We start from the raw sequence: 26051 nt of genomic DNA on the forward strand, positions 1-26051 counted from the left end.
CGTTTAAGTGAGGTAGCGCCTTAGGTCGTTGAAGCAACAGACCCTTGCGGACCGGGTGGTTTTACAGCGATCACCGAACACCGGGCCTGATTCAAGATGACCTGAAACGTGCTTTCCTCTTGCGGTTTTGGGCCATCGTGCCCGAAGTCGGCCCCCACAACGATGGTGTCGATATGATTGCCTGAGACGTATTCCATCACAGCTTCGATGTCTAGTGTGTTGATATCCTGTATATTTGCGCCATCGACATCGGACATAGCATCGTCATCAAGGCGCGCCACCTCGAGAGCATGGCGCAAATTCACGATATGCAGATTGGCGCTGTCGATTTTGGCAAGGCTAGAGGCAAGTTGCGTGACCATTGTGTTCACCGCCGACTGCGCTGGCGTTTGCGGTCCGGCATCGACAGCGATCAGCACTTCGCGGGCGGCTGCCGCATCGGTATCTTTGATCAGCCACACAGAACAGGGGCTTGCATGCAATAACTCCACTTGATTGCTTTGGACAAGCAGTTCGACCATTGCACCGCGCCCATTCAGTGTTGCGAGCAGAAGGTCATAATTGGCGGTCTTAATATGCCGGATAAGTTCAGAGCGATCTGAACCGTTCAGCAGCATGATGTCCGTTTCCACACCAGCATCACGCAGCATGCCTGCAAGGTCATTTAATCTGCTCTCATGATACGTGCGCAATTGACCAGTGTTCGTGACCGTGCGTCCTTGGTGGATTGACGCCACGAGCCGATCAATCTCTTCCGGAGAGGGCGTCACAACGCCAAGCAATGTGACCTTAGCCAGATTTGCCTTTGCCATGCGCAGCGCGCGCAAAAGGGCAGGCCGACTGTCACTTTCCTCGTCGCATAGTACGAGGATATCTTTGAACCGTTGCATTTTGTCCCCCGGACCGTACCGATCAGTGCCGACGCACAAACAGATACGGGCGCAGCATTTTTGTATTTACCCTGCGACTGGATGTAGCACCTCTTTTACTATAGTGAAGGCAATGAAGTTGTAACTTTTGATAGGAAATACCTATCGACTAGAGGTGCCATGACGAAATTGCCAAGCTTGCGCCAGCTGCGCTATCTCGTGGCGCTGTCCGAGGCGCGCCATTTCCGCAAAGCGGCCGAGGCGATGGGGATCAGTCAGCCGTCGCTAAGCTTGCAGATTGGCAATCTGGAAGACCTGCTTGGCGCTCGGCTTGTCGAGCGGGGGCGCGGCCCGGTGACGCTCACGCCTGAAGGGCGCGAGGTTGTGGCGCGTGCCGCCCGCGTCGTCGATGAGGTGCGCGGCATTGCTGATCTTACGGCGTCGTTGCAAACGGGGCTGGCGGGCACAATTCGACTTGGCACGACACCAACGATTGGTCCTTATCTGATGCCTTTCGTGGTGGAACGGCTTCACGCCAGATACCCTGATTTGCGGCTCTACATTCGCGAAGTTGTGCCACGCGACCTGCGCGGTGGGCTTTTGGAGGGCAGTCTAGATGTGATCCTCACGCAATTGCCCGAAGGCGGGGCCGATTTGACGACGCAGCGCTTGTTTCGCGAACCTTTGGTGCTTGCCATGCCCGATGATCACGCGCTTGCCCAAAAGGCCGCAGTGACCGAGGCCGATCTGGCTGATTTGAATGTCCTGTCGTTAGGGCCCGACTACGCGATGCACGCCCAAATCGCAGCGCTTTGTCATCAACACGGCGGATTGATCGCGCGTGATTATGAAGGCACCAGCCTTGATGCGATCCGTCAGATGGTGGGTATGGGAATGGGCGTGGCGTTCCTGCCGCGGCTTTATGCGCGGTCTGAAATTGATAGCCGGTCCAGCAACGTCACTGTACGCCCGTTCCGGCGCAGTACTGTGACGCGATCAATTGGGTTGGTCTGGCGTAGTGCGGCGGGGGCGGGGATGTTTGAACGATTGTCCGATGTGATCAAAGATGCGGCGCGGGCACACCTGCAGACGGGGACATCGCCAGTGATCCTTGATTGATTTTGGATTGTTTAGCCGCGCCAGCTGCGCACTTGACCACAATCCATATGCACGAAATTCGACCGGCTGTAGCGACCAACACCACCAGCGCGACAGGCAAGAGCCGCATTCGCCATTTGGGCAGTTGTGCGGCCTGTCAGACGCAAATCAGCGGCCTGACCACGTATGTGCAGCGAATTGCGTGCGACGCCACCGCTGCGAGAGCGGAGCATTTGATTTGTTTGCGGTGACCGGTAACCAGAGAGCAAAAGATATGGCTCGGTCGTGTCCATCAGGTTCAATGCGGCCGACATGATATCTATTGTCCGAAGATCCATCTGGATCGCTTCACCTGTGCGCCAGTCGCGCATGTGCATGTTGATTTCGCGCACAGCTTCGGCGATATATTCGCCTTCGATCCAGTAGATCGTCTGCAACTTCTCACCGGTGCGGCCAGAGTGCATGCCGATGCGGCGGATGTCGCCAGCACCACGCAGAAAGCCTGCAGCGTTTGAATATGTTGGCGCGGCGGCAACGGCTGTTGCGGCGAATGCACCCAATAGTCCACGACGGGTTAATCCCGAGGAGTTCGTCTGTTTCATGTGTTTGCGCCTGTCCCGTAGCCCAACTGATGTGGCCGCTTCAGCGACCCGTTTTGCCCAATATCTCCCCAGATGTCATGTATATGGCACAATTCGAATCGGGGACCAAGAGGGTGTTTAAGCAATTTGGCTTAACAAGTGGGAAATCGCCGACTTTTTGCGCAGATGTGGCTTTGATGATTCTATACCACACGTATTGGCTGCATCTGGGCAACACGCTTTGATTGCTTTTGCACCTCGCGCTTTTGTCAATAGACACCTGTCTGGGTAGGGATAAGCATACTGTAAAGTAACAAAAGTCTGCCATATCATTGTTCAATAATTCTTTGAGGAGATCCTAGAAAGATGTCTGCTTACCGAGTTCGCTCGCGTCCACTCGCCCATATACTTGGCGCTGTGATGGCCATGTTTGTTTTCCTGATCACTGCGCCGCAATCACAAGCGCAGGTGACTGACTTCCGTCAGGCTGTTGCCCAAGCTGCTGCAAATGATCCTGATCTTGTCAGCTTTTATCGCGAGCGTGGTTTCAATGGTATTTGGAGTACGAGTGGCGATCGCAATCGCCGCAATGCTCTGTTCGCGGCTTTCAATGCAGCCGCTGATCACGGGCTGCCCGCCGATCTTTATGATGCCAATGGGTTGATGGCGCAATTGCAGGCCGCATCTACCCCGCAAGAACAAGGTCGGCTTGAGGTCGAACTGTCACGCAAGTTCCTTGACTACGCGCGCGACGTGCAGACTGGTCTTCTGATCCCGTCGCGGATTGATCCTGCGATCCATCGTCAGGTGCCTTTGCGGTCGCGTCTGGGTACTTTGCGTGCTTTTGAACAATCGAACCCGGCGGCTTTCATGCGTGCGTTGCCACCAAGCGCGCCCGAATACACCCGCCTGATGGCCGAAAAGATGCGCATTGAGCGCTTGCTGGCTGATGGCGGCTGGGGTGCTCAAGTGCCGGGCCGCAAGTATGAGCGCGGCGACAGTGGTGCGGGTGTTGTCGCTTTACGCAATCGCCTGATCACGATGGGTTTCCTGCCGCGCACAAATACGCAAACCTATGACGACAGCATCTTTGGCGCGGTGCAGCGGTTCCAGCAGGCGCACGGTCTGGCCATTGATGGCACGGCTGGTCCCGGCACGCTGGAGGAAATCAACGTCCAGCCGGAACAGCGGTTGCGGTCCATTATTGTTGCAATGGAACGCGAGCGTTGGATCAACCGCCCACGTGGCGAGCGCCATATCTGGGTCAACATCACAGATTTCACCGCCAAGATCATCGACAACGGGGTCGAGACATTTTCAACCCGGTCAGTTGTGGGTGCGCGTGACCGCGACCGCGTGACGCCTGAGTTTTCCGATGTCATGGAATTCATGGTGATCAATCCCAGCTGGTATGTCCCACGCTCCATTATCACGAAGGAATATCTGCCGCAGTTGCGCAATAACCCACGCGCTGTCCGTAATCTGGTGATCACCGATAGCCGGGGCCGCGTTGTGGATCGCAGCACAGCAGATTTCAGCGGCTACACCGAGGCGAATTTTCCGTATTCGATGCGCGAACCCCCAAGTCAGGGTAACGCGTTGGGTCTGGTGAAGTTCATGTTCCCGAACCGCTATAATATCTATCTGCACGACACACCCGCCAAAAGCCTGTTTGGCCGCGAAACCCGCGCCTACAGCCATGGTTGCGTGCGCCTGGCGGATCCGTTTGACTTTGCCTATGCGCTGTTGGCCGCACAGGTCGGCAACCCTCAAGAGGTATTTCAAGGACACTTGCGGTCTGGTCGTGAACGCCGTGTCGATCTTGAGGCACCGGTACCGGTGCACTTGGTCTATCGCACAGCGACAGTGCCTGCCGATGGCCGCGTGCAGTATCGCCGCGACGTTTATGGCCGTGACGGACGTATCTGGAATGCGCTGTCACGCGAAGGGGTGGCTCTTCGCGCAGTTCGCGGGTAAATCTGGCCTCGGAATATAGCTCCGGGGACAGAATGGCACATTCGGTTAAGGAAATCGCAGCGGCGTTGGGGGCAGAGGCTTTCGGCGCCGTTGATCTTTTGATGGATAGTGCAGCAGAGCCTGCGGCGGCTGGCCCACGCGACCTCGCACTCGCGATGACGCCGGCTTATGAGAATGCTCTGGCGCAAGGTCAGGCCCGTGCGGCTGTCGTTTGGCCCGGTGCGGATTGGCAGGCCTTGGGTCTGGAGGCGGCAATCATCGCACCGCGGGCACGTCTTGCTATGTCGGGGCTGACGCAATTGTTGGACCAACCATTGCCGGGAAGCGGCATTTCGCAGTTTGCCGCCATTGATCCAAGTGCGCAGATTGGCGCGAATGCTGTCATTGGTGCGTTCAGTGTTATCGGTGCTGGTGCCGTCATCGGTGACGAATGTTGGATTGGGGATCATGTCACTATCGCCGCAGGCGTCAAAGTCGGCTCTGGCTGCACCTTGCATGCCGGTGTGCGTTTACAGCGGCACGTCACGCTTGGACATGGCGTTTGCCTGCATCCGAATGTTGTGGTGGGCGGCGACGGGTTTTCCTTTGTCACCGCCGAACCCTCAAACGTTGAAAAAGCACGCGAAACATTGGGCGAGGTCGACATGCAACCCCCCACTGATCCGACATGGTACCGCATCCATTCGCTGGGCGGTGTGAGCATCGGTGATGATGTTGAGATCGGTGCCAATTCCTGCATCGACGCAGGTACAATCCGCGCAACCCGCATCGGCCAAGGGACCAAGATAGACAGCCTTGTGCAAGTGGGCCACAACGTCATTGTCGGTGAACATTGTCTGCTGTGCGCCCAAGCCGGTGTCGCCGGGTCCACCGTGATCGGGGACCGGGTTGTTGTGGGCGGTAAGGCCGGTGTCGCGGATAATCTGATTGTAGGTGATGACGTGGTGTTGGGCGGCGCTGCCGTGGTTTTGTCAAATGTGCCCAAGGGGCGCATGATGATGGGCTATCCTGCCACCAAGATGAAAACACATATCGAGGGCTATAAGGCCTTGCGCCGTCTGCCGCGTGTCTTACGTGATCTTGCAAAGCGTTAATCGCCCGTTTCAAAGAGTGGCAAGAGTGACTACATCCGCGTCAAGCAACGAAGGCACCGTCAAATGAGCATCAAAGAACAGGTCATCGCGATCATTGCCGAGCAAGCTATGCTGGAGCCGGGCGATATCGCCATGGACAACACACTGGAGGATGTGGGCATCGACAGTCTTGGGCTGGTTGAAAGCATCTTTGCGATTGAAGAAAGCTTTGACATCACCGTTCCCTTCAACGCCAACGATCCCGCTGCGGGCGATTTCGATATCTCTTCTGTTGCCGCTATCGTGGCGGCTGTTGAAAAGCTCAAAGCAGAGCAGGCCAAGTAAATGAACCGCGTGGTGATTACCGGGGCAGGGACGATCAACCCGCTTGGCGCTGATGTGGCCACCACCTTTGCCGCGATGCGCGAAGGGCGCTGCGGGATTGGCCCGCTTGAAATTGACGACGTGGATCGGTTGTCGATCCAGATTGGCGGCCAGATCAAAGACTATGATGAGGCCACGCATTTCAACCGCCAGCAAATCGCCCTTTATGATCGGTTCACGCAATTCACGTTACTGGCCGCCCGCGAAGCGATTGGACAGTCGGGGCTGACCTTTTCAGGTGCATTGGCGGATCAATCCGGTGTGGTTCTGGGTACCTCTGGGGGGGGGTTGAACACCCAGGATGAAAACTACCGCGCTGTCTACGAGGCCGGCAAGAACCGCGTGCACCCCTTTATCGTGCCCAAGCTAATGAACAACGCAGCCGCCAGCCACGTGTCGATGGAATGGAACCTGCGCGGCCCGTCATTTACCGTGGCCACCGCCTGCGCGTCGTCCAATCACGCGATGGGGCAGGCATTCAACATGGTGCGTTGCGGCATGGCCAAGGTCATGGTCACTGGCGGATCAGAGGCGATGTTGTGCTTTGGCGGGATCAAAGCATGGGAAGGGCTGCGCGTGATGTCGCGCGATGCTTGCCGTCCGTTTTCCGCCACCCGCAACGGTATGGTCCAAGGCGAAGGCGCCGGTGTCTATGTCTTTGAGGATTACGCGCACGCCAAAGCACGCGGCGCGGAGATACTGTGCGAGGTCGCGGGCTTTGCGATGACGTCTGATGCCTCTGACATCGTGATGCCATCCAAGCAAGGGGCGGCGCGCGCCATCGCAGGGGCCATCAAGGATGCGCGACTGAACAAAGAGGACGTCGGCTATATCAACGCACATGGCACCGGCACAGCGGCCAATGACAAGACAGAATGCGCAGCCGTTGCTGATGTCTTTGGCGCGCATGCAGATAAGCTGATGATGTCATCCACCAAATCCATGCATGGGCATCTGATCGGGGGCACGGGTGCGGTTGAGCTTTTGGCCTGCATCATGGCGCTGAAAGACGGCATCGTCGCACCCACAATCGGCTATCAGGAACCTGACCCGGAATGCGCGCTGGATGTGGTGCCAAACGTGGCGCGGGACGCACAGGTCAATGTCGCCCTGTCAAACGCCTTTGCATTTGGCGGTTTGAACGCCGTGATTGCGCTGCGCAAGCATTAAGCGCAGCGCGCCGTAGTTATTCTTGTGTCGCTTGATCAGAGCTGTCGAACCCGGCAGTAAACCCAGTGAGAGAAACCGTCAGCACGACCTCTTCTGTTGGCGCAGCGGCGGGGACCAATCGCACCGATGCATTCGCACCGCGCTTGAATTCATCCACTTCTTCCTGGGTGAAACCCAGACGTGCAACACAGCCCGCACGGTTGCAGAATGTGAACGGATAGCGGCGCGGGTTCGCCCCATCGACGGAAATGGTCAGCTGCTGGGTCAGCAGTGTTTCAAGTGGCACCACGATCGTCGCGCCAGCAACGGCGCGTTGGCCTTCGGGCAGGCGGAACATATTAAATTCGGCCACGGCCACGCCGTCATTATTGCTGAGCAGCTGATAAAGGTTGCAGGGATCGCGCGATCCCTCATCGGCCTTGATGCAACGTAGCGCCCAATCACCAAATTCTTCGCGCACGTAGGGCTCACCGACCTTGGGCCCAAGCGGTTCGCCTAAGGCCAGATCGTTTGGTGTTGCGTCCGCCGCAGGGGCTGCGTCTTCGGCGGGTGCTGCCTCGGTCGTGGTCTCTTGGGCCGCGACAACGCTGCCGTGCGCCAACAGGGCGGCAAGAAAAACGGATTTCAGGATACTGCGCATAGGTCTTTTCCTTATTTCTTTTCCGGCGACTTAACATGCGGCTGGCGGGCTGTCAGCGCCAAAAACATCTGGTTTGGCTGTCTTCCGCTCACATTTTCGAAGGCCCGGACGTGAAGAAGGGCCCCCGAAAGGACCCTGCTTCTTTTTCTCCCTGCCGGACTTGGCCGACTAATTGTTGGGCAAGCTACGCAAAGCAAAACTAAGCGTCAACCGGAAACTTTTGACATCTTGGTGATGCATGCACCTGCTGTCAGCGCAGAAAAAAACCGTGCCCAAAGGCACGGCAAGTCTAACAGGGAGGAAGTATGGCAATCCGCAGAAGACCTGCGAACAGCCGCGCTTTGTTGTGGCATGAATTGGTTAACAATGTATTTTGCTTGGAAAATATAAGCAGGGAACGGTACTTATGTCTGAGAACATCTTTATTGGCGGCGGCGGCGACGCGTACGGCGCAGCGCAGAACCTTTTGCTTGATAAGGCGAACCGCCACGGGCTGATTGCAGGGGCTACCGGCACGGGTAAGACCGTGACCTTGCAGATCATGGCCGAGGGGTTTTCTGCCGCAGGTGTGCCGGTGTTCTTGTCTGACGTGAAGGGTGATCTTTCGGGTCTTGCTGTCAGCGGTTCACCTGATTTCAAACTGCACGAGCCGTTTATGTCGCGCGCCGAGACGATTGGCCTTGATCTGCAATACGATAGTTTTCCGGTCACCTTCTGGGACCTTTTTGGTGAAAAAGGCCATCCGATCCGCGCCACTGTGGCCGAGATGGGTCCGTTGTTGCTTTCGCGGCTGATGGACCTGACAGATGTGCAGGAAGGTGTGTTGAACGTGGCCTTCCGCGTGGCCGATGAAGAAGCTCTGCCGCTGTTGGACCTTAAAGACCTGCAGGCCTTGCTGGTTTGGGTCGGGCAGAACGCGAAGGCGCTGTCATTGCGCTATGGCAATGTGGCGTCATCGTCCATCGGGGCGATCCAGCGGCAGTTGCTTGTGCTTGAAAACCAAGGTGGCACGGCTCTGTTTGGTGAACCTGCAATGGACCTCGCTGACATGATGCGCACAAAAGACGGGCGCGGTGAGATCAATATCCTGGCCGCAGATCAACTGATGGGCAGCCCACGGCTCTACGCGACATTCCTGTTGTGGCTTCTGTCGGAACTGTTTGAAGAACTGCCCGAGGTGGGCAACCCTGACAAACCCAAACTGGTCTTCTTCTTTGATGAGGCGCACCTGCTGTTTGACGACGCGCCCAAGGCGCTGGTCGATAAGGTTGAACAGGTCGCCCGCCTGATCCGCTCGAAGGGGGTGGGGGTTTACTTCGTCACGCAGAACCCGGGCGATATTCCTGACGACGTGCTGGGCCAGTTGGGCAACCGGGTACAACACGCTTTGCGGGCGTTTACCGCCAAGGATCGTAAGGAGTTGAAAACCGCCGCTGAAACATACCGTGACAACCCCGCGTTCGACACAGCTGAGGCCATTCAACAGGTGGGTACAGGCGAGGCCGTGACCTCATTTCTTGATCGCAAGGGCATTCCGCAAGTTGTGGAACGGACTTTGATCCGTCCGCCAGCGTCGCAACTAGGTCCGATTGACGGGCCCACGCGCCAGGCGATCATGCAGGCGTCTGACATGGCCGGGAAGTACGACAAAACCCTGGACCGTGACAGTGCGTTTGAAATGCTGTCCAAGCGGGCCGAGGCTGCTGAAAAGGCCGCTGCCGAAGCTGAGGCCGAAGAAGAGCGGCTTGAACAGAAAGAGCGCGAATTCAAAGCGGCGCGGCGCTATGAAGGCGGGCGCAGCGCGCGTCGTACAACCACCGCCCGCACGTCCAATGGCGGCGGGTTTGGCGGTGCCTTGGCCTCTGTCGTGGTGAAAGAGCTCAAAGGCACCACCGGTCGCAGGTTGGTGCGCGGCATCTTGGGCAGCTTTTTCAAAGGCCGCTGAGCCGCGCTGTGATCATTCACCTAGGGCAATACCCTCGCGACGCGGGTCCGCGCCACCTTGCAAGGTGTCCCCGATGCTGATGGCGTGCAGGCCGGATGTCAGACCTCGGATGTTCGTCTCATATCCCAGTGCTTGCAGCGGTTCCTCAAACGCTACCGCATCGGTGCCTTCCTCAAGATCGTAGGTGCCAAAACGGTTGACCAGATGCGGCATCGAAACCGCAGCTTGCACGTCCATATCCCACGCCAAATGCGCCATGATGGTTTTGGCCACATAACCGATGATACGGCTGCCGCCCGGGCTGCCAACGACCAACACGGGTGCACCGCCTTCGGTTACGATCGTTGGCGACATGGATGACCGCGGTCGTTTGCCCGGCTCAACCCGGTTTGCGATGGGATAGCCATCGGCATGTGTGGCAAAGGAAAAGTCGGTCAGCTCATTGTTCAACAAAAAGCCGCGCACAAAAAGCCGGGACCCAAAGCCGTTTTCAATCGTTGTCGTCATCGACAGCGCGTTGCCGTCGCCATCCACGATTGAGATATGCGAGGTCGACGGAAATTCGATGCTGACATCATCGCCCCAAAGCTGGGCGTGATCCCATTCAGGGTTGCCGGGGCTGACCTCGGCAAGTGCATTTGTCTCAGCTTCGATCAAAGCGGCGCGTTCGCTCAGATAGGTCGGATCAACCAGCCCTTCGGTCGGCATGGGCACAAAGTCGCTATCGGCCATGTAGCGACCCCGGTCCGCGAAGGCGAGGCGCGATGCGTCGCCGATCAAACGCCAAACATCCGCATCTGCCGGATCATCAAAGGCAAGATTGTCCATCATGCCCAAAATCTGCCCCACAGTCAGCGCCCCTGATGAGGGCGGTCCCATGCCGCAGACTTCGTAGCTGAGGAAATCGACGCAGATCGGCGGACGCGCGACCACATCATAAAGCGCCAAGTCCAGGGTTGAGAGGACACCGGGGTTGCCGTCCGCATTGCGCACAGTTGCCACGATGTCTTCGGCAATAGGGCCTGTGTAGAAGGCATCAGTGCCGTGCTGCGCGATCTGGCGTAGTGTGTCAGCATAGGCGGGGTTTTGCAGGGTTTGGCCTTCTGCCAACGGTGTGCCACCGGGAAAGAAATAGGCCGCTGTTGCCGGGAAGCGTTGCAAACGCTCGGCATCATTGGCGATTGAAGTCGCCATGCGTGGCGATACGGCAAAGCCGTCTTCGGCCAGCGTGATGGCGGGTTCAAGCAGATCACCCCAGTTACTGCGGCCCCACAAACGATGCGCTTCTTCCATCAGTTTTGGCGTGCCGGGTGTGCCAACGGACAGACCGCCAACAACGGCATCAAAGAACCCAAGCCGCTCGCCGTTTTCATCCTGAAACAAGGTGGGCGTTGCAGCAAGCGGGGCGGTTTCGCGTCCGTCCAGCGTGGTGATTTCGCCCGAGGCGGCATCGTACCAGACAAGAAACGCACCACCGCCCAAACCGGACGACTGGGGTTCAACCAGCCCAAGCACGGCCTGCACGGCAACCATCGCATCGGCGGCGGTGCCACCATTAGCCAACACTTCAGCACCAGCTTCAACCGCCAGCGGGTTGGCGGCGGCGATCATCCAGTCATCGGCAACAACCGGTTCACCGGCCTCTTTTGTGGCCAGCGCGCTTTGCGCGGCATCAGAGAGATTGGCAAAGGCGGACACGCCGGTGTCTGCCTCTGGTTCAACGGCGTCAGCCGCTTGTTGGGCAAAACCCGGTGAAACCAGAAAAACCGTAAACACACATGATGAGAGAAAATGGCGCAGCAGCATGGTTGTCCTCATTTGGTTAGGAATGAGGCAAGAGTTGACCTAACGTCAGGCGATAGCAAGCCCTAAAGCTTGCGAATTTTCAGGGTGGCAAGGCGATTTTCGTCCTTGGTCAGCACTTCAAACCGGAAGCCGTGGAAGGAAAAAACCTGACCTTCAATCGGGATCATCTGCGCCTCATGGATCACCAGACCCGCGACAGTGTTCGCCTCATCATCGGGCAGGTTCCAATCGTGGGCGCGGTTCAGGTCGCGGATCGTCATCACACCATCAACGATATATGCACCGTCAGAGGTTGCCTCGATTTGCTTTTCTTCGTGGGTGTCGAATTCATCGGCGATTTCGCCGACGATTTCCTCAAGAATATCCTCAAGCGTGATCAGACCCTGTAGGGCACCATATTCGTCAACCACCAGCGCAAAGTGCGTCTTGCGCTTAAGAAAGTTGCGCATCTGGTCGTCAAGCGTTGTGGTTTCGGGAATAAAATAGGGCGGCATCGCCACTTTGGTCACGTCAAAGGCCGCAAGCCCCTGCGCGTTTTCCGTACCTCCGCCAAGCAGTTTGTACATCGCCCGCAGCAGGTCCTTGGAGTGGATCATGCCAACAATGTTTTCCTGCTCATCGCGGTAAAGCGGCAGGCGGGTGTGCGGGCTTTGCAAGATCTGGGCCAAAATGTCCTGCGGGGGCAGTGCGGCATTCACCATTTCAATACCTGAACGGTGCAACATGATCTCTTCCACGGTGCGTTCGTTCAGATCAAGCGCGCCAAGGATACGGTCACGGTCTTCTTTTTCCACGATGCCTTCGGAGTGGCCCAACGACAGAGCGCCAGCGATTTCTTCGCGGACGGCCAGAATGTTGCTGTCAGGATCGGTGCGGACGCCAAAGACAAACAAGACACCCCGCACCAGATAGCGCACGGCGGCCACGATGGGTGAGAACATAACCACCACCAACCCAATTGGGCGCGCGACCCTGGAAGCCACCGTTTCAGGGTAGGTGATTGCAAGGGTCTTTGGCAGCACTTCGGCAAAGATCAGAACAAGAAGCGTCATGATCAGCGTGGCCGCAGCGACCCCGTTTTGGCCAAAGAGTTTGGTCAGAACGGCGGTAGCCAGCGACGTGGCAAGGATATTCACCACGTTATTGCCCAGCAGCACCGACCCGATCAGCCGTTCATTGTCTTCGGTCACCGTCAGCGCACGATCCGCCCCTTTGGATCCCTTGTCAGCAGCTGAGCGCAGCTTGCCCCGCGACGCGGCGGTCAGGGCCGTTTCAGAGCCCGAAAAGAAGGCCGAGAGAACAAGAAGAATTAAAATAGAGCCAGCCGTAACCCAAAAGGCGGCGTCGAGAGGTGCGGTTTCCATCAGGTGCTTTCAAGCAAAATCATATGCGTTATGTAGGGTCTGCGCGTCAGCTTCAAGGTTTGGCTGCTTTCGCGAGGGGATGATGGTCCAGCACCAGCTCTTTCAGGCGTGCGTCGAGTACATGTGTATAAATCTCGGTGGTGGCCACATCAGCGTGGCCCAGCATGGTTTGGATCGACCGCAGATCAGCGCCACCTGCCAGCAGATGCGTCGCGAAAGCGTGGCGTAGGGTATGGGGTGTGACCTTGGCAGGGGATACGCCAGCAGCGACCGCAAACTCTTTGATCAACCCAAAGAACCTATGCCGCGTCAGATGGCCGGATTTGCCCCGCGATGGGAACAGAAACCTGGACGGTGGCGTGCCATCTTTGCGGGCATCGTCTTGCGCGGCATCGCGCGCTGTCAGATAGGTGGCTAATGCATCGCGTGCGGGCGGGGATAGCGGAACAAGGCGTTCTTTCCCGCCCTTGCCGCGTACCAGCAGCATCCTTGGATCACCCCTTGCCGCTGAAACGGGCAGGCTGACCAGCTCAGTCACACGCATACCGGTGGCATAAAGCAGTTCCATCAGGCAGGCGTTGCGCAGCGCTTCGCGTTTGGTGGTGCGTGCAGCCTCCAGCAGTCGGTCAACTTCGGCAATCGACAGGGTTTTCGGCAAGCGCTGTTCGCGGCCCGGCCCCTTGATCTGGATCGCCGGGTTGTCATCGCGCCAGCCTTCTTCAAAGGCAAAACGATACAGCTGTTTGATCGCTGACAGGCGGCGCGCGCGGGTGGATTTCGCCAATCCTTCCGCTTCGCAATCAATCAGATAGCTTTCGACATGGTCGCGTGTGGCGCTGTTGAAATGGAGCGACTTTGGCGTCAGCCAGCCCGCGAAATTCTGCAAATCCCGGGCATAGGCCAATTGGGTATTGGTCGCGGCATCCAACTCGGCCGCTTGCGCCTCTAGAAACACCTGCACCCAGCGGGCCATCGGTTGATCGGTTTGGGTCATGTGGCCCGGTCCAGGATCATCAATTGCAATGCCGCGCGCCGTGCTACGTCTTCCAACCCGACGGAGCGGAACAGCGCCAGCGCATCGGTGACTGATCGCAAATCGCCTTCCGCACCTGCGTCGAACAGTGCGATGGCACGCAACAGCGCCTCGCCCAGTTTGCCGTCATCGACCAACTGTTGCAGTTCGGCAGGCGGTGGCGTGCTGTCAAAGGCCTCTTGAATAGCCAGGGTGCGCGGCGAGGTAGCGGGCAGATTTTGCGGTGTTCCGCGTGCAATGCCTATTAGGAAGGGATCAAACCCGGCGTCTGCTGTCTCCGCAGCAATGGCCACGGCCTCATAATCGGGTGATAGTAGGCCGACCTCAAAGGCGATCACCGCAGCCGCACCCGACAATGGCAGTTTTTGCAATTCGGCGCCGTAAAGCTTGGCAAACTGGATCTCGGCGCGCGCTTGGCGCATCGCGGCCCATGCATCGGGCAATGTGCGTGCCACGCTCACCGGATCGCGCGCTGTCATCGCGACATCAAAGCGCTGGATCGCTTCGGCCCGGTCCCAGATACCACCTGATGCAGCGGGCGTGCGGGCGGTGTAGTTCTGGATCAGGACGTTTTCGGACACAGCGCCATGGCGGGCCAATCGTTCTGTCGCCTCAAGCTGTGATTTCCATGCAGCCGTCGATTGTAAATCAGCATGGGAAAACGCAAGTGGCAGGTTGGCGGTGATCAGCGGTTCGCCAATCGCCGCATGCATACGGAATGTCAGTGGGCTGACACGGGCCGGGGGGGTGAGTGGTGGTTCGCCTTCAAATAGTTCGGGGTCCAGAAAGCGGGCCAGCAGCGCCTCTTCCTGTTCGGTGATGTCACGCAGCACACGGTGAGTGTTCAAGGTAAGGGCCGCCGCGGCCCAGTCGCCGTTACGGGCCAGACAAAAGATGCGGGCGGCGAATGTGGGTGCGATAGACGGCGTGTCGCGCATCGCTTCGCATGCGGTATCCTCAGTCCCGGTCAGCAGGGCCACGTCAAACCAACGCCGAAACAAAGGACCCGTGTCAGGAGCGGCTTGCTCAATCAAGGACTGCGCCGGTTCCAATGCGCCCAAATCAAGCAACTTATCAACACGCGCCAGGAACAGCGCGCCGGCGCCATCGGCATCAAGTGGTGGTTCAGCTTCGGCGAGCATCAAAACCTTGAGAAAATCCTGAATGGCGGGCAGCGCATCAACACGTTCAGCGCGCACCAGATCGACTAGAACAGCCTCTTTGCTAGATGACCAGATAGTGGGCGGCAGGCCCGTCACCTCGGACGGCAGCAGGCCAAAGGGATCCTTTGACGGTCGATCAAGCGGCGTGACTGTGACATTGGGGGATGTAGCATCGCCCACAGCAGGGGTTTCGAACAGCGGTGCAGTTTCCACGCTACGCGAAAGCCAGTCGATGGCCGAAAGCGGCTCTCCCTGTGCGGCACTTTGCGATGGCAGGGCGGACCCGGCCAGACAGAGTGCTGCTGTCAGTGCCTTAGTTTGTTTCCAGCGTAACAGGGCGTGTTACCTCTTGTGAGGGGGCGGCAAAATCGCCTGGGAAAAACAACGGACCAACGTAGGCATAGGCCACAAGACCCACCCCCGCGAGAATGATCAAAAACAATAGCGCTTTGATTAACCGCCACATGACTTGGCCCCAATATGTCTGTTCTGCCTCAATATGTGGGTTCTTGCCCACTTGTTGAAGGGATTATATATGGCCTTTCGCGCAAGATCACGGCATTCATTCATTAATTTTTACGTTCGGCACAGCTTGGCCGAGATAAAAGGCGACTTTGCATGGCCGACGGGCAGCAATATCAGTTGAAACGGACCGTTGTGCTGGTGGGTATGATGGGCTCGGGCAAGACCGCGATTGGGCGGGCCTTGGCCACGGCGCTGGATGTTCCTTTCGTTGACAGTGATGCGGCCATTGAAGAGGCCGCCGCCGCCACGATTGCCGAGATTTTCGAACGCGACGGCGAGGCGTTTTTTCGCAAACGCGAGGCTGAGGTGTTGCGCAGGCTGTTGTCCGGTCCACCCGGAATTGTGTCCACCGGGGGTGGGGCGTTCTTGTCGGCAGATAACCGCGATGCGATTGCCCAAATGGGTGTGGCCGTTTGGCTGGATGCAGACCTTGATATCCTGTGGGATCGCGTGCGCCATAAAGACACGCGGCCCTTGCTGCGCACGGCTGACCCCAAGGCGACACTGACGGCGATCTATAATGAACGCACCCCGATCTACAGCCTTGCCGGGCTGAAGATTACCGTGAAGCACAACGCCAGCATCGAACAAACCATGCAATCGGCACGTGCTGCGTTGGCAAGCCGCCCTGATATTCTGGAGACCATGTAGATGACCGCAAAAGTTCACGTTGATCTGCCGGGGCGCGCCTATGACATCCTGATCGGACCGGGGGTTTTGGATCAGGCGGGCGCGCAGATCGCGGCGATGGATGGACGCCGTCATGTGTGTATCTTGACGGATGAGAACGTCGCGCACCTGCATTTGGGACAGCTACAGGCGGTTTTGTCGGACGCCGGGCTTACATCCGAGGCGTTGGCATTGCCGCCCGGTGAAGCCACGAAATCCTGGGCGCAGCTAGAGCGATCGGTTGAGTGGTTGCTGTCCCAGAAAGTCGAACGCGGTGATGTGGTTGTGGCCTTTGGTGGTGGTGTCATTGGTGATTTGGCAGGCTTTGCGGCAGCGATCTTGCGGCGTGGCGTGCGCTTTGTGCAAATTCCAACCTCGCTTCTCGCGCAGGTCGATAGCTCTGTTGGGGGCAAGACCGGGATCAATTCACCGAGCGGTAAGAACCTGATTGGCGCGTTTCATCAGCCAAGCCTGGTTCTGGCCGATACAGCTTTGCTGGGCACGCTGACCGCGCGTGATTTTCTGACGGGCTATGGCGAGGTTGTAAAATATGGGTTGCTGGGCGACGCCGCGTTCTTCGACTGGTTGGAAGCTGAAGGGCCAGCACTGGCAGCGGGCGATATGGATGCCCGCGTGCGTGCTGTGACCCGGTCCTGTCAGATGAAAGCCGACATCGTGCAGCGCGATGAGACCGAGCAGGGGGATCGCGCGCTTTTGAACCTTGGCCATACGTTTTGTCACGCGCTGGAGGCCGCAACCGGGTATTCCGACCGGCTGTTGCATGGCGAGGGCGTCGCGATTGGCTGTGCGCTGGCGTTTGAACTCTCGGCCCGCATGGGGCTGTGTAGCCAAGAAGACCCAAGCCGCGTGCGCGCGCATCTGCGCGATATGGGCATGAAGATCGATATCCGCGATATTCCGGGCGATTTGCCCGATGCCGCCGGGCTGATTGAGTTGATGGCGCAGGATAAAAAGGTGCTGGATGGAAAGTTGCGGTTCATACTGGCGCGCAGGATTGGCGATGCGTTTATTACGTCTGACGTGCCGCGTGATACCGTGCTGGGCGTACTGGAAGATGCACTGCGCAGGTCTTAGGGCCGTCTGATCACCATTGCAGTTTTGTCTTCGGCGCGAAACCCGACCGCTTCATAGAAACCCGCCGCACCCCGCTTGTTGCCGGTCATCAGCATGATCTTGAACGCATCTGCCGCCCAAGCTTGGGCGATGGCATATTGCATCAACTTCTTGCCGATACCGCGCTTGCGATGGGTGGCAGTTGTAACGACGTTTTCGACCAATCCGTAAGGCCGTGCATCCCAAGTAACATTCGGCAACAGATGCAACGTCAGCATCGCGACCAGTCCTGTACCCTCAAAAGCGCCGTAGATCGTTGTGCCCGGATGCCGCAGCACCGTACGGAACGCTTCCGCGTCATGCGATTTCGGGCCGAAGGTCAGCGCATTATAAAGCGCTAGTGCCGCCGACGCATCGGTCTGTCCCAAAGGGCGCAGCTCGATGTCATCTGTCACGCCGGCCCGTCGCTGTCATCGCCGTTCAGTTTTATGCCATGCACTTTGGCAAATTGCAGGAACAATGGGACTTCGATCAGCGCAAAGGACACGATGGTAAAAATGAACCAGTTCGTGTCGAACAACAGTAGATTAAAGCGGATGTCGGACCCCCAGAACAGCGCGCCTGCAACGGTTAACGCAATCGTCGACAGAATCATATCAACCGCCATCATGCGGTTGAGCGTCTTTTGTTCCATGCTGGGAAAAATGCCAAGATAGGCGACCCCCAGAATGACGCCGACAAGGATCAAAATCTGAACTTCGGGCGCGAATTGCATGTTTTTAGAACGGGATTTCGTCGTCCATGTCGCTGCCGCCACCGCCGCCAGATGGAGCACCGCCGCTGCCACCGCCGCCATAACCATCGGATGAGCCGCCACCGTATCCGCCGCTGGATGATCCGCCGCCGTAATTACCGCCGCCGCCACCACCGCCACCGCCGTCGCTGCGGCCATCAAGCATTGTTAGCGTGCCGTCGTAGCCGTTCAGCACAACTTCGGTCGAATAACGATCCTGACCGGACTGATCCTGCCATTTGCGAGTTTGCAGCTTGCCTTCGATATAAACCTTGGAGCCTTTTTTTAGATACTGCTCAGCGATACGCACAAGACCTTCCTGAAAGATCGCAACAGTGTGCCATTCAGTTTTTTCGCGCCGCTCACCGGTGTTTTTGTCTTTCCAGTTTTCAGAGGTCGCGATGCGCAGATTGGCAACCTTGCCGCCGTTCTGGAACGTCCGCACTTCGGGGTCAGCCCCCAGATTACCGATAAGGATAACTTTGTTCACTGATCCGGCCATACTGGCACCTCCGACGATTCTGCTTTGCCGCTTCTGCGGCACCCGACACATGGCGTAACAAGGTTAACGGCAGGTTTCTAGGGGTTTAGCTTGGCCGTTGGCCACAAAAGGACTAAGTATGCGGGATCGAAATGCGAAAGCTGCTCTTGTGACCCGACTGATCCTCATAATTTGCCTGACCACGGTGCTTTCAGCGCCGCCTTCTGTCGCGCAAGAACAGGTTTCAACGATGTCACGATCCGGGCTGCTGCAAAGCCAAACCTCTGTTTTGGATGGCCGCGCGGCTGAGCAATATGAAAATTCTGTTCGGTTGCTGCCACCACGCGCTGAGGGGTTCGCGATCGCGCCGACGTATGCCGGGGGTTACACCGGACCCTACATGCGCTTGGCCCAATCGGCGGCGACCAAACATGGTGTCCCGGTGGGGTTGTTCCTACGATTGGTTGAGCAGGAAAGCGGCTGGAACGCCACGGCACGGTCCGTGAAGGGCGCGCTGGGACTGGCACAGTTGATGCCTGCCACGGCGCAGGCGTTGGGGGTTGATCCACTGGATCCTGTGCAGAATCTGGAAGGCGGCGCGCGGTATTTGCGTGCACAGTTCGAGACGTTTGGATCATGGCCTTTAGCGCTGGCAGCCTATAACGCGGGGCCGGGGGCTGTAACGCGCCATGGCGGTGTGCCGCCGTTTGCCGAAACCCAGAATTACGTGCAGGTGATTTGGGGGCAATAGTGGCCCTTGCCGAAGGCTTTGCAGCCTCCGGCGCAGGTCTGAAGCCTATTCTGCCGCAATCTGGATCACAGGTTCCATATCAGCGAGGTCTGCATCGCTGAGGTGGCATTTGATCTGGTGACCCTCGGCCAGCATCCGGACCGGTGGGACTTCCTTTTCGCAAAGCCCGCCTGCGACCTTTGATTTCCAGTTGCACCGTGTCTGGAACGGACAACCGCTGGGCGGGTTCATCGCGGATGGGATGTCACCTTCCAGCACGATGTGCTTTTTCTTAACGCGGGTGTCGGCGATTGGCACGGCTGACAGCAGCGCCTCTGTGTACGGGTGATAGGGGGGCGAGAACACCTGATCGGTGCTACCCAATTCGACCACATGACCCAGATACATGACCATCACGCGGTCCGACAGATAGCGCACGATAGACAGATCATGGCTGATGAACAGCAGTGTCGTCTTATGCTCACGCTGAATTTCCATCAGCAGATCGGTGACCGCAGCCTGCACTGACACATCAAGCGCCGAGACCGGTTCATCCGCCACAACAATCCGCGCATCACCTGCAAAGGCCCGGGCAATACCGACGCGTTGCTTTTGACCACCTGAGAGTTGGCGCGGCATTCGGTCGGCGAAGGCGCGGGGTAGTTTCACCAGATCAAGCAGGTTGAGCATCCGCTCGCGTCGCTCTGCATCATTGTTGCCGATGCCAAAGATTTCCAGCGCACGCATGATTTGGCGCCCGACCGTCATGGATGGATTGAGTGTATCAAAGGGGTTCTGAAACACCATCTGGATATCCGCGATCGTCTTGGTGTCGCGCTTTTCGATCGGGATGTTGCCAATGGATTTATTGTCGAGCAGGATTTCTCCTTCGGTCGCTGTTTCCAGCCCCATCAGCACCTTGGCAAACGTGGATTTGCCGCAGCCGGATTCGCCCACTATCGCCAGCGTTTCGCTTTCACGTGCTTCAAAGCTGAGGGTTTCATTGGCTTTCACGACCTTCTTGTCGCCACCGCCGAAGAGTGCGTTTGCTGCAACCTCATAGTATTTCTTGAGGTTGTCCATTTTCAGGACAACTTGCCCCGGTTCGGGCTTTTCGGTTTGCGGGCCTACGTCAATAGGGGCCTGCCAGTCAATTTCCTTGAATTTCAGGCAGCGCGACTGGTGGCGGTCATTGCCGGGGACGGGTTCCATCGGGATGAAACCTGCATCACAGCGCCCGGCCTCGAAATAATCGCAGCGCGGGCCGAAGTTGCAGCCATTGGGCCGTTCATGCGGCAAGGGAAAGTTGCCCGGAATAGCAATCAGGGGCCGCGCGTTCTTGTCTGCGCCGGGCAGGGGGATCGAACGGAACAGCGCCTGTGTGTAGGGGTGCTGCATTTCGTCAAAGACGTCTTCGATGCTGCCGCGTTCCACCGCTTCGCCCGAATACATCACGCAAATGCGGTCGCAGGTTTCCAGCACAAGCCCAAGGTTGTGGCTGATGAACAGCATGGAGGTGCCGTATTTCTTGCCAAGGTCCTTGACCAGTTCCACAACCGCGGCCTCCACCGTCACGTCAAGCGCAGTTGTCGGTTCATCAAGGATGAGCAAGGACGGTTTCGACATCAGCGCCATCGCGATGACGATCCGCTGCTGCTGACCACCCGATAGCTGATGCGGATAGCTTTGCAGCATCCGTTCCGGGTCGGGCAGCTTTACGTCTGTGACGACTTCCAGCGCGCGGGCGTAGGCCTCTTTCTCGCCCACGCCTTCGTGGATCATCGGCACTTCCATTAGCTGTTTACCGATTTTCATGGCCGGGTTCAGGGACGCCATAGGTTCCTGGTAGATCATCGCGATTTCAGAGCCGCGAATGTCACGCAGTTCCTCTGGACTCATTTCATTGAGTTCACGGCCTTTAAACTTGATCGAGCCGCCGACGATGCGCCCGTTCACGCCAAGATCTTGCATGACCCCCAAAGCGACGGTGGATTTGCCGCAACCGGATTCGCCCACAAGGCCAAGCGCCTCACCGGGCATGACGGTGGCTGAAAAATCCATCACCGCAGGGATTTCACGCAGGCGGGTGAAGAAGGAAATCGAAAGCTTGTCGATCTCAAGGATTGGTTGATCAGTCATGATTAGTCCTTCAAGCTTTCTTCACGCAGACCGTCGGCCAGCAGGTTGAGGCCCAAGACAAGGCTCAAGAGTGCAGCCGCCGGTGGCAGGGCAGGGTGTGCAAAAATCAACAAAAGCTTACGGCCCTCATTGATGGTCGATCCCCAGTCAGGGCTTTCAGACGAAAGACCCAAGCCGAAGAAGCCCAAGGTACCCAAAAGGATGGTGGTGTAACCGATCCGCAGGCAGAAATCGACGATTAGCGGACCGCGTGCGTTCGGCAGGATTTCCCACAGCATGATGTACCAGGCACCTTCCCCACGGGTTTGCGCGGCGGCGACATAGTCGCGCGTGCGCAGGTCCAGCGTCAGGCCTCGGACGATACGGAACACGGTGGGTGCATTCACGAAGACCACCGAGACAAAGACCACAAGGATCGAGATATCAAAGAGGTCCATCCATGCAGGTAGGAAGTCGATCACTGTGCCTTTTTGGTTGATGACCGACAGATAAAGCCAACCCAAGATACCCAGGACCGGGATCAGAATAGCATTCCGTTTCGCCGGTTGCGTGTAGTAGCGCGAGTTCAGCAGCACGCCAAAAAAAATCAGCGGGAAGATGAACAGGAACGCGGCCATATAGGATGGGATACCTGTTTCGACGATCTCTGGCGTGACCAGCAGGTAGAACAGTAAGATCACGGGGAAAGCCAGGATCAGGTTGGCAACGAACGACAGGAACGTATCCAATTTGCCGCCGTAGAAACCCGCAGGCAGGCCCAGCGTGATCCCGACCATAAACGCAAAGATCGTGGCCAGTGGCGCAATGGCGATGACAAAGACAGACCCTTGGACCACGCGGCTAAAGATATCCCGCGCAAGGTTGTCGCCACCCAGCAGGTAGTGCGGAATCGCGCCCGTGGTGCCTTCTGGAACAGGGACACCGGGGCCCTTGTTCTTGAGGCCGGACACCTGAGACAGGTAATCATGGGTCGCGATCATGTCGAACATGCCGACAAAAAGTGCTGTGAACACCCAGAACATCACCAGACCAAAGCCGATCATGCCGACTGTGCTGTCAAAGAGTTTTCCGTAGAGGCCCAGCTTGCGCTTATAGACGATTGAAAGGGTGAAAAGCGCGATGAGTGACACCCAAACCGGCAGGAACCGTTTGGACACTTCGCCGACGATCCCGGCTGATCCATAAGGCATGACCTGTGGCACGACGATATAGGCGACCACAATCGCCAGCACGCCAAGAAAAGCGTATTTCACGCCGGTTTCAGCCAGCCCCAAAGGGCCAGTGGTTGCCGCTATCGTGCCGTCAGGATTGGATTGCAGCGTTTGTGCCGGGGCAAAGAACCCCAGAATGAGTTGCGCGACGATCGCTACGGCCAGTAACGCCAGCAGAACCATAAGCGCAGGGTTGAGGATGGTGCCGAGGCTGCCTGTCCATGTGAGAGCTTCCATGTCCTGTCCTCCTTTATGAAATGCGAATGCGTGGGTTCAGGAACACATAGCCGATGTCGGATATCAGCTGTGTGATCAGGACCACGAAGACGGAAACGATGGAAACACCCAGCAACAGCTCGATGTCGTTATTGCCAGCGGCCTGCACCAGCACCCAGCCAAAGCCCTTGTAGTTAAACAAGGTCTCGACGATGACGACGCCGTTCAGCAGCCAGGGGAATTGCAGCATGATCACCGTGAAAGGGGCGATCAGTGCGTTGCGCAGGGCGTGTTTGAGGACGATCTTGGGAAAGCTGACACCCTTGAGCCGGGCAGTGCGGATGTATTGGGCTGTCATGACCTCGGTCATCGACGCCCGCGTCATCCGCGCAATATAGCCCATGCCATAAAGTGCAATGGTAATGACAGGCAGGAAGAAGTTTTCAAACGTCGCATCTTCCATCGCGCTGGTGGCGGTGCCTTTGAACCATTGCATCCCAAAGGTCGCGGTCGCAAAGACCGAGATGAAGACAACACCGGATACATATTCAGGCGTCGCCGTGGACACGATGGACACTGTGGAAAGGCTGCGGTCTGTGCGTGATCCTTCACGCATGCCGGCCAGGACGCCAAGGATCAGCGCGCCGGGGACCATGACCACCATCACCCAGAACATCAATTTGCCGGTCAGGCCAAGGCGGGTGGCGACAATGGTGCCGACCTCATCCTTAAATACTGTCGAATAGCCCCAGTCGCCTTGCAGGATGCCGCAGAAGGTCGAGGCATCCTCAACTGCGACACCGGGTCCGGCGCATCTTGCGCGCGTCTCTCCGTCAGAGCCTTCAATGACGTAACCGGGTAAAACCCCTAACCATTGGCCGTATTTCACTGGCAAGGCTTGGCTGTAACCTCGGTTGTCAAGCCAGCTGACCACAGCGTCGTCCGACATGCGGGCGTTGCCTTGGGTTTTGGCAAGTTTTTCAAGGTTCGGTGCAAGGTTCGTCAGCCAGAACACAATGAATGTCAGGCAGAGTGCCGTGAGGAGCATGACCCCAAGGCGGCGCAGAATAAACAATCCCATAAAGGTATGAGCCCCTGTTGGTGAGCAGCGTCAGGACTTTGCCCGACTTGACGTAAATTGTGGCCCCGATTTGCCGGTGGTCCACATGTGATCGAAAAAGGGCCGCCCCAGCGGTGGGACGGCCCTGATCGGTTTAGGCTGCGAATGCCACCTTATACATCTGCGGCAGGTATGCGATATTCATATCCCAACCGACGATGCCAGGCTTGGAGTGACGGTAAAGCGAACGCCAGTAGGGCTGGATCGTCACACCTTCGTCGGTCATGATCGCCTGCAGCTTGGCCATCACTTCGCGGCGTGCATCTGCATCCGCGATTGAGTTGGCTTCGGCCAGAAGTGCATCAAACTCGGCATTTGCAAAGCCGCTTTCGTTCCATGCTTCGCCGGAACGATAAGCCAGACCAAGGATCTGGGTGTCCAGAGGACGGTGGTTCCAGTTGGTGGAAGAGAACGGATACTTCGTCCAGTCGTTCCAGAAGGTCGAGCCCGGAATGATTGTCCGCTTCACGTTGAAGCCAGCATCACGCAACTGGGCTGCGACAGCATCAGTTGTGTTCTTACGCCAGTCATCGTCGATGGACACGATTTCCATCTCAAAGTCCTGCATGCCTGCTTCTGTTAGCAGGGCAAGTGCGCCTTCTGGGTCGTATGGCATACCGGGAACGTCCGCCCATGCAGGGTGCATTGGGCCAACGTGCTGGTTGCGCGCAACGGCACCAAGGTTGGAATAGCCCAACTCAAGGCAGACCGCGTTATCAACGGCCATGGCAATCGCCTGACGGACGCGCTTGTCTGCATATGGTGTGATGCCATCCACTTCGGCCAACTGGTTTGGACGGATCGCAATGGTTGCACCCGATGCGACTTCAGAGCGTTCCCAGCCGATGCCTTCGACGATTTCGACAAAGTCGCCGACAGTTTCGTAGAACATATCCACTTCGTCAGCGGCGGCCGCAGCAACCCATGCGGATGGGTCTGTGCCGTAGTCGATGTATTCGATGCGGTCGAGGAATGCGCCTTTGCCTTCGGCATAGCCCCACCACTCAAAACCTTCGTTGCGGACCAGCACGCCTTTGACACCCACTTCAAGGCTTTCTGGCAGGTAAGGACCGGTGCCGACAGGGTTGCCGACCATGTTTTCGGCATCAAAGTCAGCAGGTACGATTGCGGCAGGATAATCCGCCATACCCGCGATCAGCGAGATATCTGAACCCGGCAGGTTCAGGCGCACTGTCAGGTCGTCAACAACCTCGATACCGCCTTCAACGGCTGTGCCTGTGGCTTCGTCGACCAAGATCGCAAAACGGCCGGCCATTGAGTTGCCTTCAAAGTTCTTGTCGCACCAGCCTTCGATATTGCGAGCAACATCTGCGGCGGTAAAGTCGCTGCCGTCGTTCCATTTCACACCCGGACGGACGTTCAACGTGTAAACGGTTGCGTCGTCGTTCACTTCCCAGCTGCTGAGCAACATTGGCGCAAAGGAACCGTCGTTGTTGTATTCAACAAGGTATTCCAGCCAGCCGTGTGAGAAATAGGCGATCTGCGTCCAGTCGTATGTGCGCGGATCTTTCAGCGCGCGCACTTCCATTTGCATGCGGACCGTACCGCCTTGCTGTGCGTGCCCGGCGGCTTGCGCGGGGGCAGCGGCACCGATCAGCCCGTAGGCTGCGGTCGCTGTCACACCAAGCGCGGTTGTGCGTGCGAGGAATTCGCGGCGATCAATTTTGCCGGCCTTTTCTTCCTCTGCGTACATCAACGCCGCTGGATGGATTGATTTTTGTGAGTGCGTCATTCGTTTCTCCCTGTGACACATTATTATTCTTGCCGGGAAACCGAACTGACGCATGATCGTCCATCACTCGTCTATACAGTATCCCGCCCGAACGCCATTCGGCACAATTTTTCATCACAGGTCAACCGGACCTTTGGGAAATCATGTAACAATTACGACAGGTAACCTGCACAAAAACGACATTTCGGGATATGCGTTCAAACCGCTTTGATGCTGCGTCGCGGCATTGCGATGTCG

Annotated in this window: 24 protein-coding genes; 9 read left to right on the forward strand and 15 right to left on the reverse strand. The window is 57.5% G+C overall.

Features of this window, described 5'->3' with window-relative positions; translation table 11 throughout:
* Positions 1–20: 20 nt before the first annotated feature.
* Positions 21–890, reverse strand: a complete 870-nt coding sequence (locus MWU60_RS02220) for a universal stress protein (RefSeq protein ID WP_247225413.1) — start codon at positions 888–890, stop codon at positions 21–23.
* A 159-nt stretch (positions 891–1049) separates the two neighbouring features.
* Between MWU60_RS02220 and MWU60_RS02225 the strand changes: the two genes are divergently transcribed.
* A complete protein-coding gene (locus tag MWU60_RS02225; RefSeq protein ID WP_247225414.1) occupies positions 1050–1988 on the forward strand; it encodes a hydrogen peroxide-inducible genes activator in 939 nt (312 codons plus the stop codon).
* Between the two features lie 11 nt (positions 1989–1999).
* Here the strand turns inward: MWU60_RS02225 and MWU60_RS02230 are convergent, their stop codons facing one another.
* On the reverse strand, positions 2000–2569 hold the full coding sequence (locus tag MWU60_RS02230; protein ID WP_247225415.1) for a DUF882 domain-containing protein: 570 nt from the start codon (positions 2567–2569) through the stop codon (positions 2000–2002).
* A gap of 399 nt (positions 2570–2968) precedes the next feature.
* On the opposite strand from MWU60_RS02230, the gene MWU60_RS02235 reads away from it, so the two are divergent.
* The 4 genes from MWU60_RS02235 (at position 2969) to MWU60_RS02250 (ending at position 7152) form a co-directional block, all read left to right on the forward strand.
* The gene (locus MWU60_RS02235) at positions 2969–4525 is read left to right on the forward strand and encodes a L,D-transpeptidase family protein (protein WP_247225416.1); all 1557 of its coding nucleotides are present in this window, start codon (positions 2969–2971) and stop codon (positions 4523–4525) included.
* A 32-nt stretch (positions 4526–4557) separates the two neighbouring features.
* Entirely contained in the window at positions 4558–5619 is a 1062-nt protein-coding gene (locus MWU60_RS02240; RefSeq protein WP_247225417.1) for a UDP-3-O-(3-hydroxymyristoyl)glucosamine N-acyltransferase, read from the forward strand.
* A gap of 63 nt (positions 5620–5682) precedes the next feature.
* Positions 5683–5943 (forward strand): acyl carrier protein, encoded by a 261-nt coding sequence (locus tag MWU60_RS02245; RefSeq protein WP_247225418.1) that lies wholly within the window; start codon positions 5683–5685, stop codon positions 5941–5943.
* A complete protein-coding gene (locus MWU60_RS02250; protein ID WP_247225419.1) occupies positions 5944–7152 on the forward strand; it encodes a beta-ketoacyl-[acyl-carrier-protein] synthase family protein in 1209 nt (402 codons plus the stop codon).
* Positions 7153–7168: 16 nt separating this feature from the next.
* On the opposite strand, the gene MWU60_RS02255 is transcribed toward MWU60_RS02250, so the two are convergent.
* A complete protein-coding gene (locus MWU60_RS02255; RefSeq protein WP_247225420.1) occupies positions 7169–7792 on the reverse strand; it encodes an invasion associated locus B family protein in 624 nt (207 codons plus the stop codon).
* Positions 7793–8198: 406 nt separating this feature from the next.
* Between MWU60_RS02255 and MWU60_RS02260 the strand changes: the two genes are divergently transcribed.
* Entirely contained in the window at positions 8199–9737 is a 1539-nt protein-coding gene (locus tag MWU60_RS02260) for a helicase HerA-like domain-containing protein (RefSeq protein WP_247225421.1), read from the forward strand.
* Between the two features lie 12 nt (positions 9738–9749).
* Here MWU60_RS02260 and ggt read toward each other — a convergent pair whose 3' ends face one another.
* The 5 genes from ggt to MWU60_RS02285 all read right to left on the reverse strand — a co-directional run bounded on the left by ggt (position 9750) and on the right by MWU60_RS02285 (position 15620).
* Entirely contained in the window at positions 9750–11543 is a 1794-nt protein-coding gene (ggt, locus tag MWU60_RS02265) for a gamma-glutamyltransferase (protein WP_247225422.1), read from the reverse strand.
* A gap of 62 nt (positions 11544–11605) precedes the next feature.
* Positions 11606–12907, reverse strand: a complete 1302-nt coding sequence (locus tag MWU60_RS02270) for an HlyC/CorC family transporter (protein WP_247225423.1) — start codon at positions 12905–12907, stop codon at positions 11606–11608.
* Between the two features lie 52 nt (positions 12908–12959).
* Positions 12960–13901 carry a site-specific tyrosine recombinase XerD gene (locus MWU60_RS02275; RefSeq protein WP_247225424.1) on the reverse strand — a complete coding sequence of 314 codons (942 nt, stop codon included), beginning with the start codon at positions 13899–13901 and terminating at the stop codon, positions 12960–12962.
* Positions 13898–15316 carry a hypothetical protein gene (locus MWU60_RS02280; RefSeq protein ID WP_247225425.1) on the reverse strand — a complete coding sequence of 473 codons (1419 nt, stop codon included), beginning with the start codon at positions 15314–15316 and terminating at the stop codon, positions 13898–13900. The genes MWU60_RS02275 and MWU60_RS02280 overlap by 4 nt, the downstream gene beginning before the upstream one ends.
* Before the next feature lie 100 nt (positions 15317–15416).
* Positions 15417–15620 carry a hypothetical protein gene (locus MWU60_RS02285; RefSeq protein ID WP_247226188.1) on the reverse strand — a complete coding sequence of 68 codons (204 nt, stop codon included), beginning with the start codon at positions 15618–15620 and terminating at the stop codon, positions 15417–15419.
* A 101-nt stretch (positions 15621–15721) separates the two neighbouring features.
* Here MWU60_RS02285 and MWU60_RS02290 point away from each other — a divergent pair, with 101 nt between their 5' ends.
* Together MWU60_RS02290 and aroB are read left to right on the forward strand one after the other, a co-directional pair.
* Positions 15722–16279 carry a shikimate kinase gene (locus MWU60_RS02290; protein ID WP_247225426.1) on the forward strand — a complete coding sequence of 186 codons (558 nt, stop codon included), beginning with the start codon at positions 15722–15724 and terminating at the stop codon, positions 16277–16279.
* Positions 16280–17392 carry a 3-dehydroquinate synthase gene (gene aroB / locus MWU60_RS02295; RefSeq protein WP_247225427.1) on the forward strand — a complete coding sequence of 371 codons (1113 nt, stop codon included), beginning with the start codon at positions 16280–16282 and terminating at the stop codon, positions 17390–17392.
* Here the strand turns inward: aroB and MWU60_RS02300 are convergent.
* The 3 genes from MWU60_RS02300 to MWU60_RS02310 are packed head-to-tail and all read right to left on the reverse strand — an operon-like array spanning position 17389 to position 18666.
* Positions 17389–17826 (reverse strand): GNAT family N-acetyltransferase, encoded by a 438-nt coding sequence (locus MWU60_RS02300; protein WP_247225428.1) that lies wholly within the window; start codon positions 17824–17826, stop codon positions 17389–17391. The genes aroB and MWU60_RS02300 overlap by 4 nt on opposite strands.
* Positions 17823–18146 (reverse strand): hypothetical protein, encoded by a 324-nt coding sequence (locus MWU60_RS02305; protein WP_247225429.1) that lies wholly within the window; start codon positions 18144–18146, stop codon positions 17823–17825. The genes MWU60_RS02300 and MWU60_RS02305 overlap by 4 nt, the downstream gene beginning before the upstream one ends.
* A 4-nt stretch (positions 18147–18150) precedes the next feature.
* Complete coding sequence (locus MWU60_RS02310; protein WP_247225430.1) at positions 18151–18666, reverse strand: single-stranded DNA-binding protein; 516 nt, start codon at positions 18664–18666, stop codon at positions 18151–18153.
* Between the two features lie 118 nt (positions 18667–18784).
* Here MWU60_RS02310 and MWU60_RS02315 point away from each other — a divergent pair, with 118 nt between their 5' ends.
* Positions 18785–19396, forward strand: coding sequence for a lytic transglycosylase domain-containing protein (locus tag MWU60_RS02315; protein ID WP_247225431.1), 612 nt, complete (start codon positions 18785–18787; stop codon positions 19394–19396).
* A gap of 45 nt (positions 19397–19441) precedes the next feature.
* On the opposite strand, the gene MWU60_RS02320 is transcribed toward MWU60_RS02315, so the two are convergent.
* From MWU60_RS02320 to MWU60_RS02335, 4 genes are all read right to left on the reverse strand, one after another.
* Positions 19442–21514: an ABC transporter ATP-binding protein gene (locus MWU60_RS02320; protein ID WP_247225432.1), complete on the reverse strand. Its 2073-nt coding sequence runs from the start codon at positions 21512–21514 to the stop codon at positions 19442–19444.
* A 2-nt stretch (positions 21515–21516) separates the two neighbouring features.
* Positions 21517–22962, reverse strand: coding sequence for an ABC transporter permease (locus MWU60_RS02325; protein WP_247225433.1), 1446 nt, complete (start codon positions 22960–22962; stop codon positions 21517–21519).
* 13 nt (positions 22963–22975) lie between these two features.
* The gene (locus MWU60_RS02330) at positions 22976–24022 is read right to left on the reverse strand and encodes an ABC transporter permease (protein ID WP_247225434.1); all 1047 of its coding nucleotides are present in this window, start codon (positions 24020–24022) and stop codon (positions 22976–22978) included.
* A gap of 133 nt (positions 24023–24155) precedes the next feature.
* Complete coding sequence (locus MWU60_RS02335) at positions 24156–25814, reverse strand: ABC transporter substrate-binding protein (protein WP_247225435.1); 1659 nt, start codon at positions 25812–25814, stop codon at positions 24156–24158.
* Positions 25815–26051: the final 237 nt, after the last annotated feature.

It is taken from the genome of Yoonia sp. F2084L, from assembly GCF_023015625.1.
Taxonomy (GTDB): domain Bacteria; phylum Pseudomonadota; class Alphaproteobacteria; order Rhodobacterales; family Rhodobacteraceae; genus Yoonia.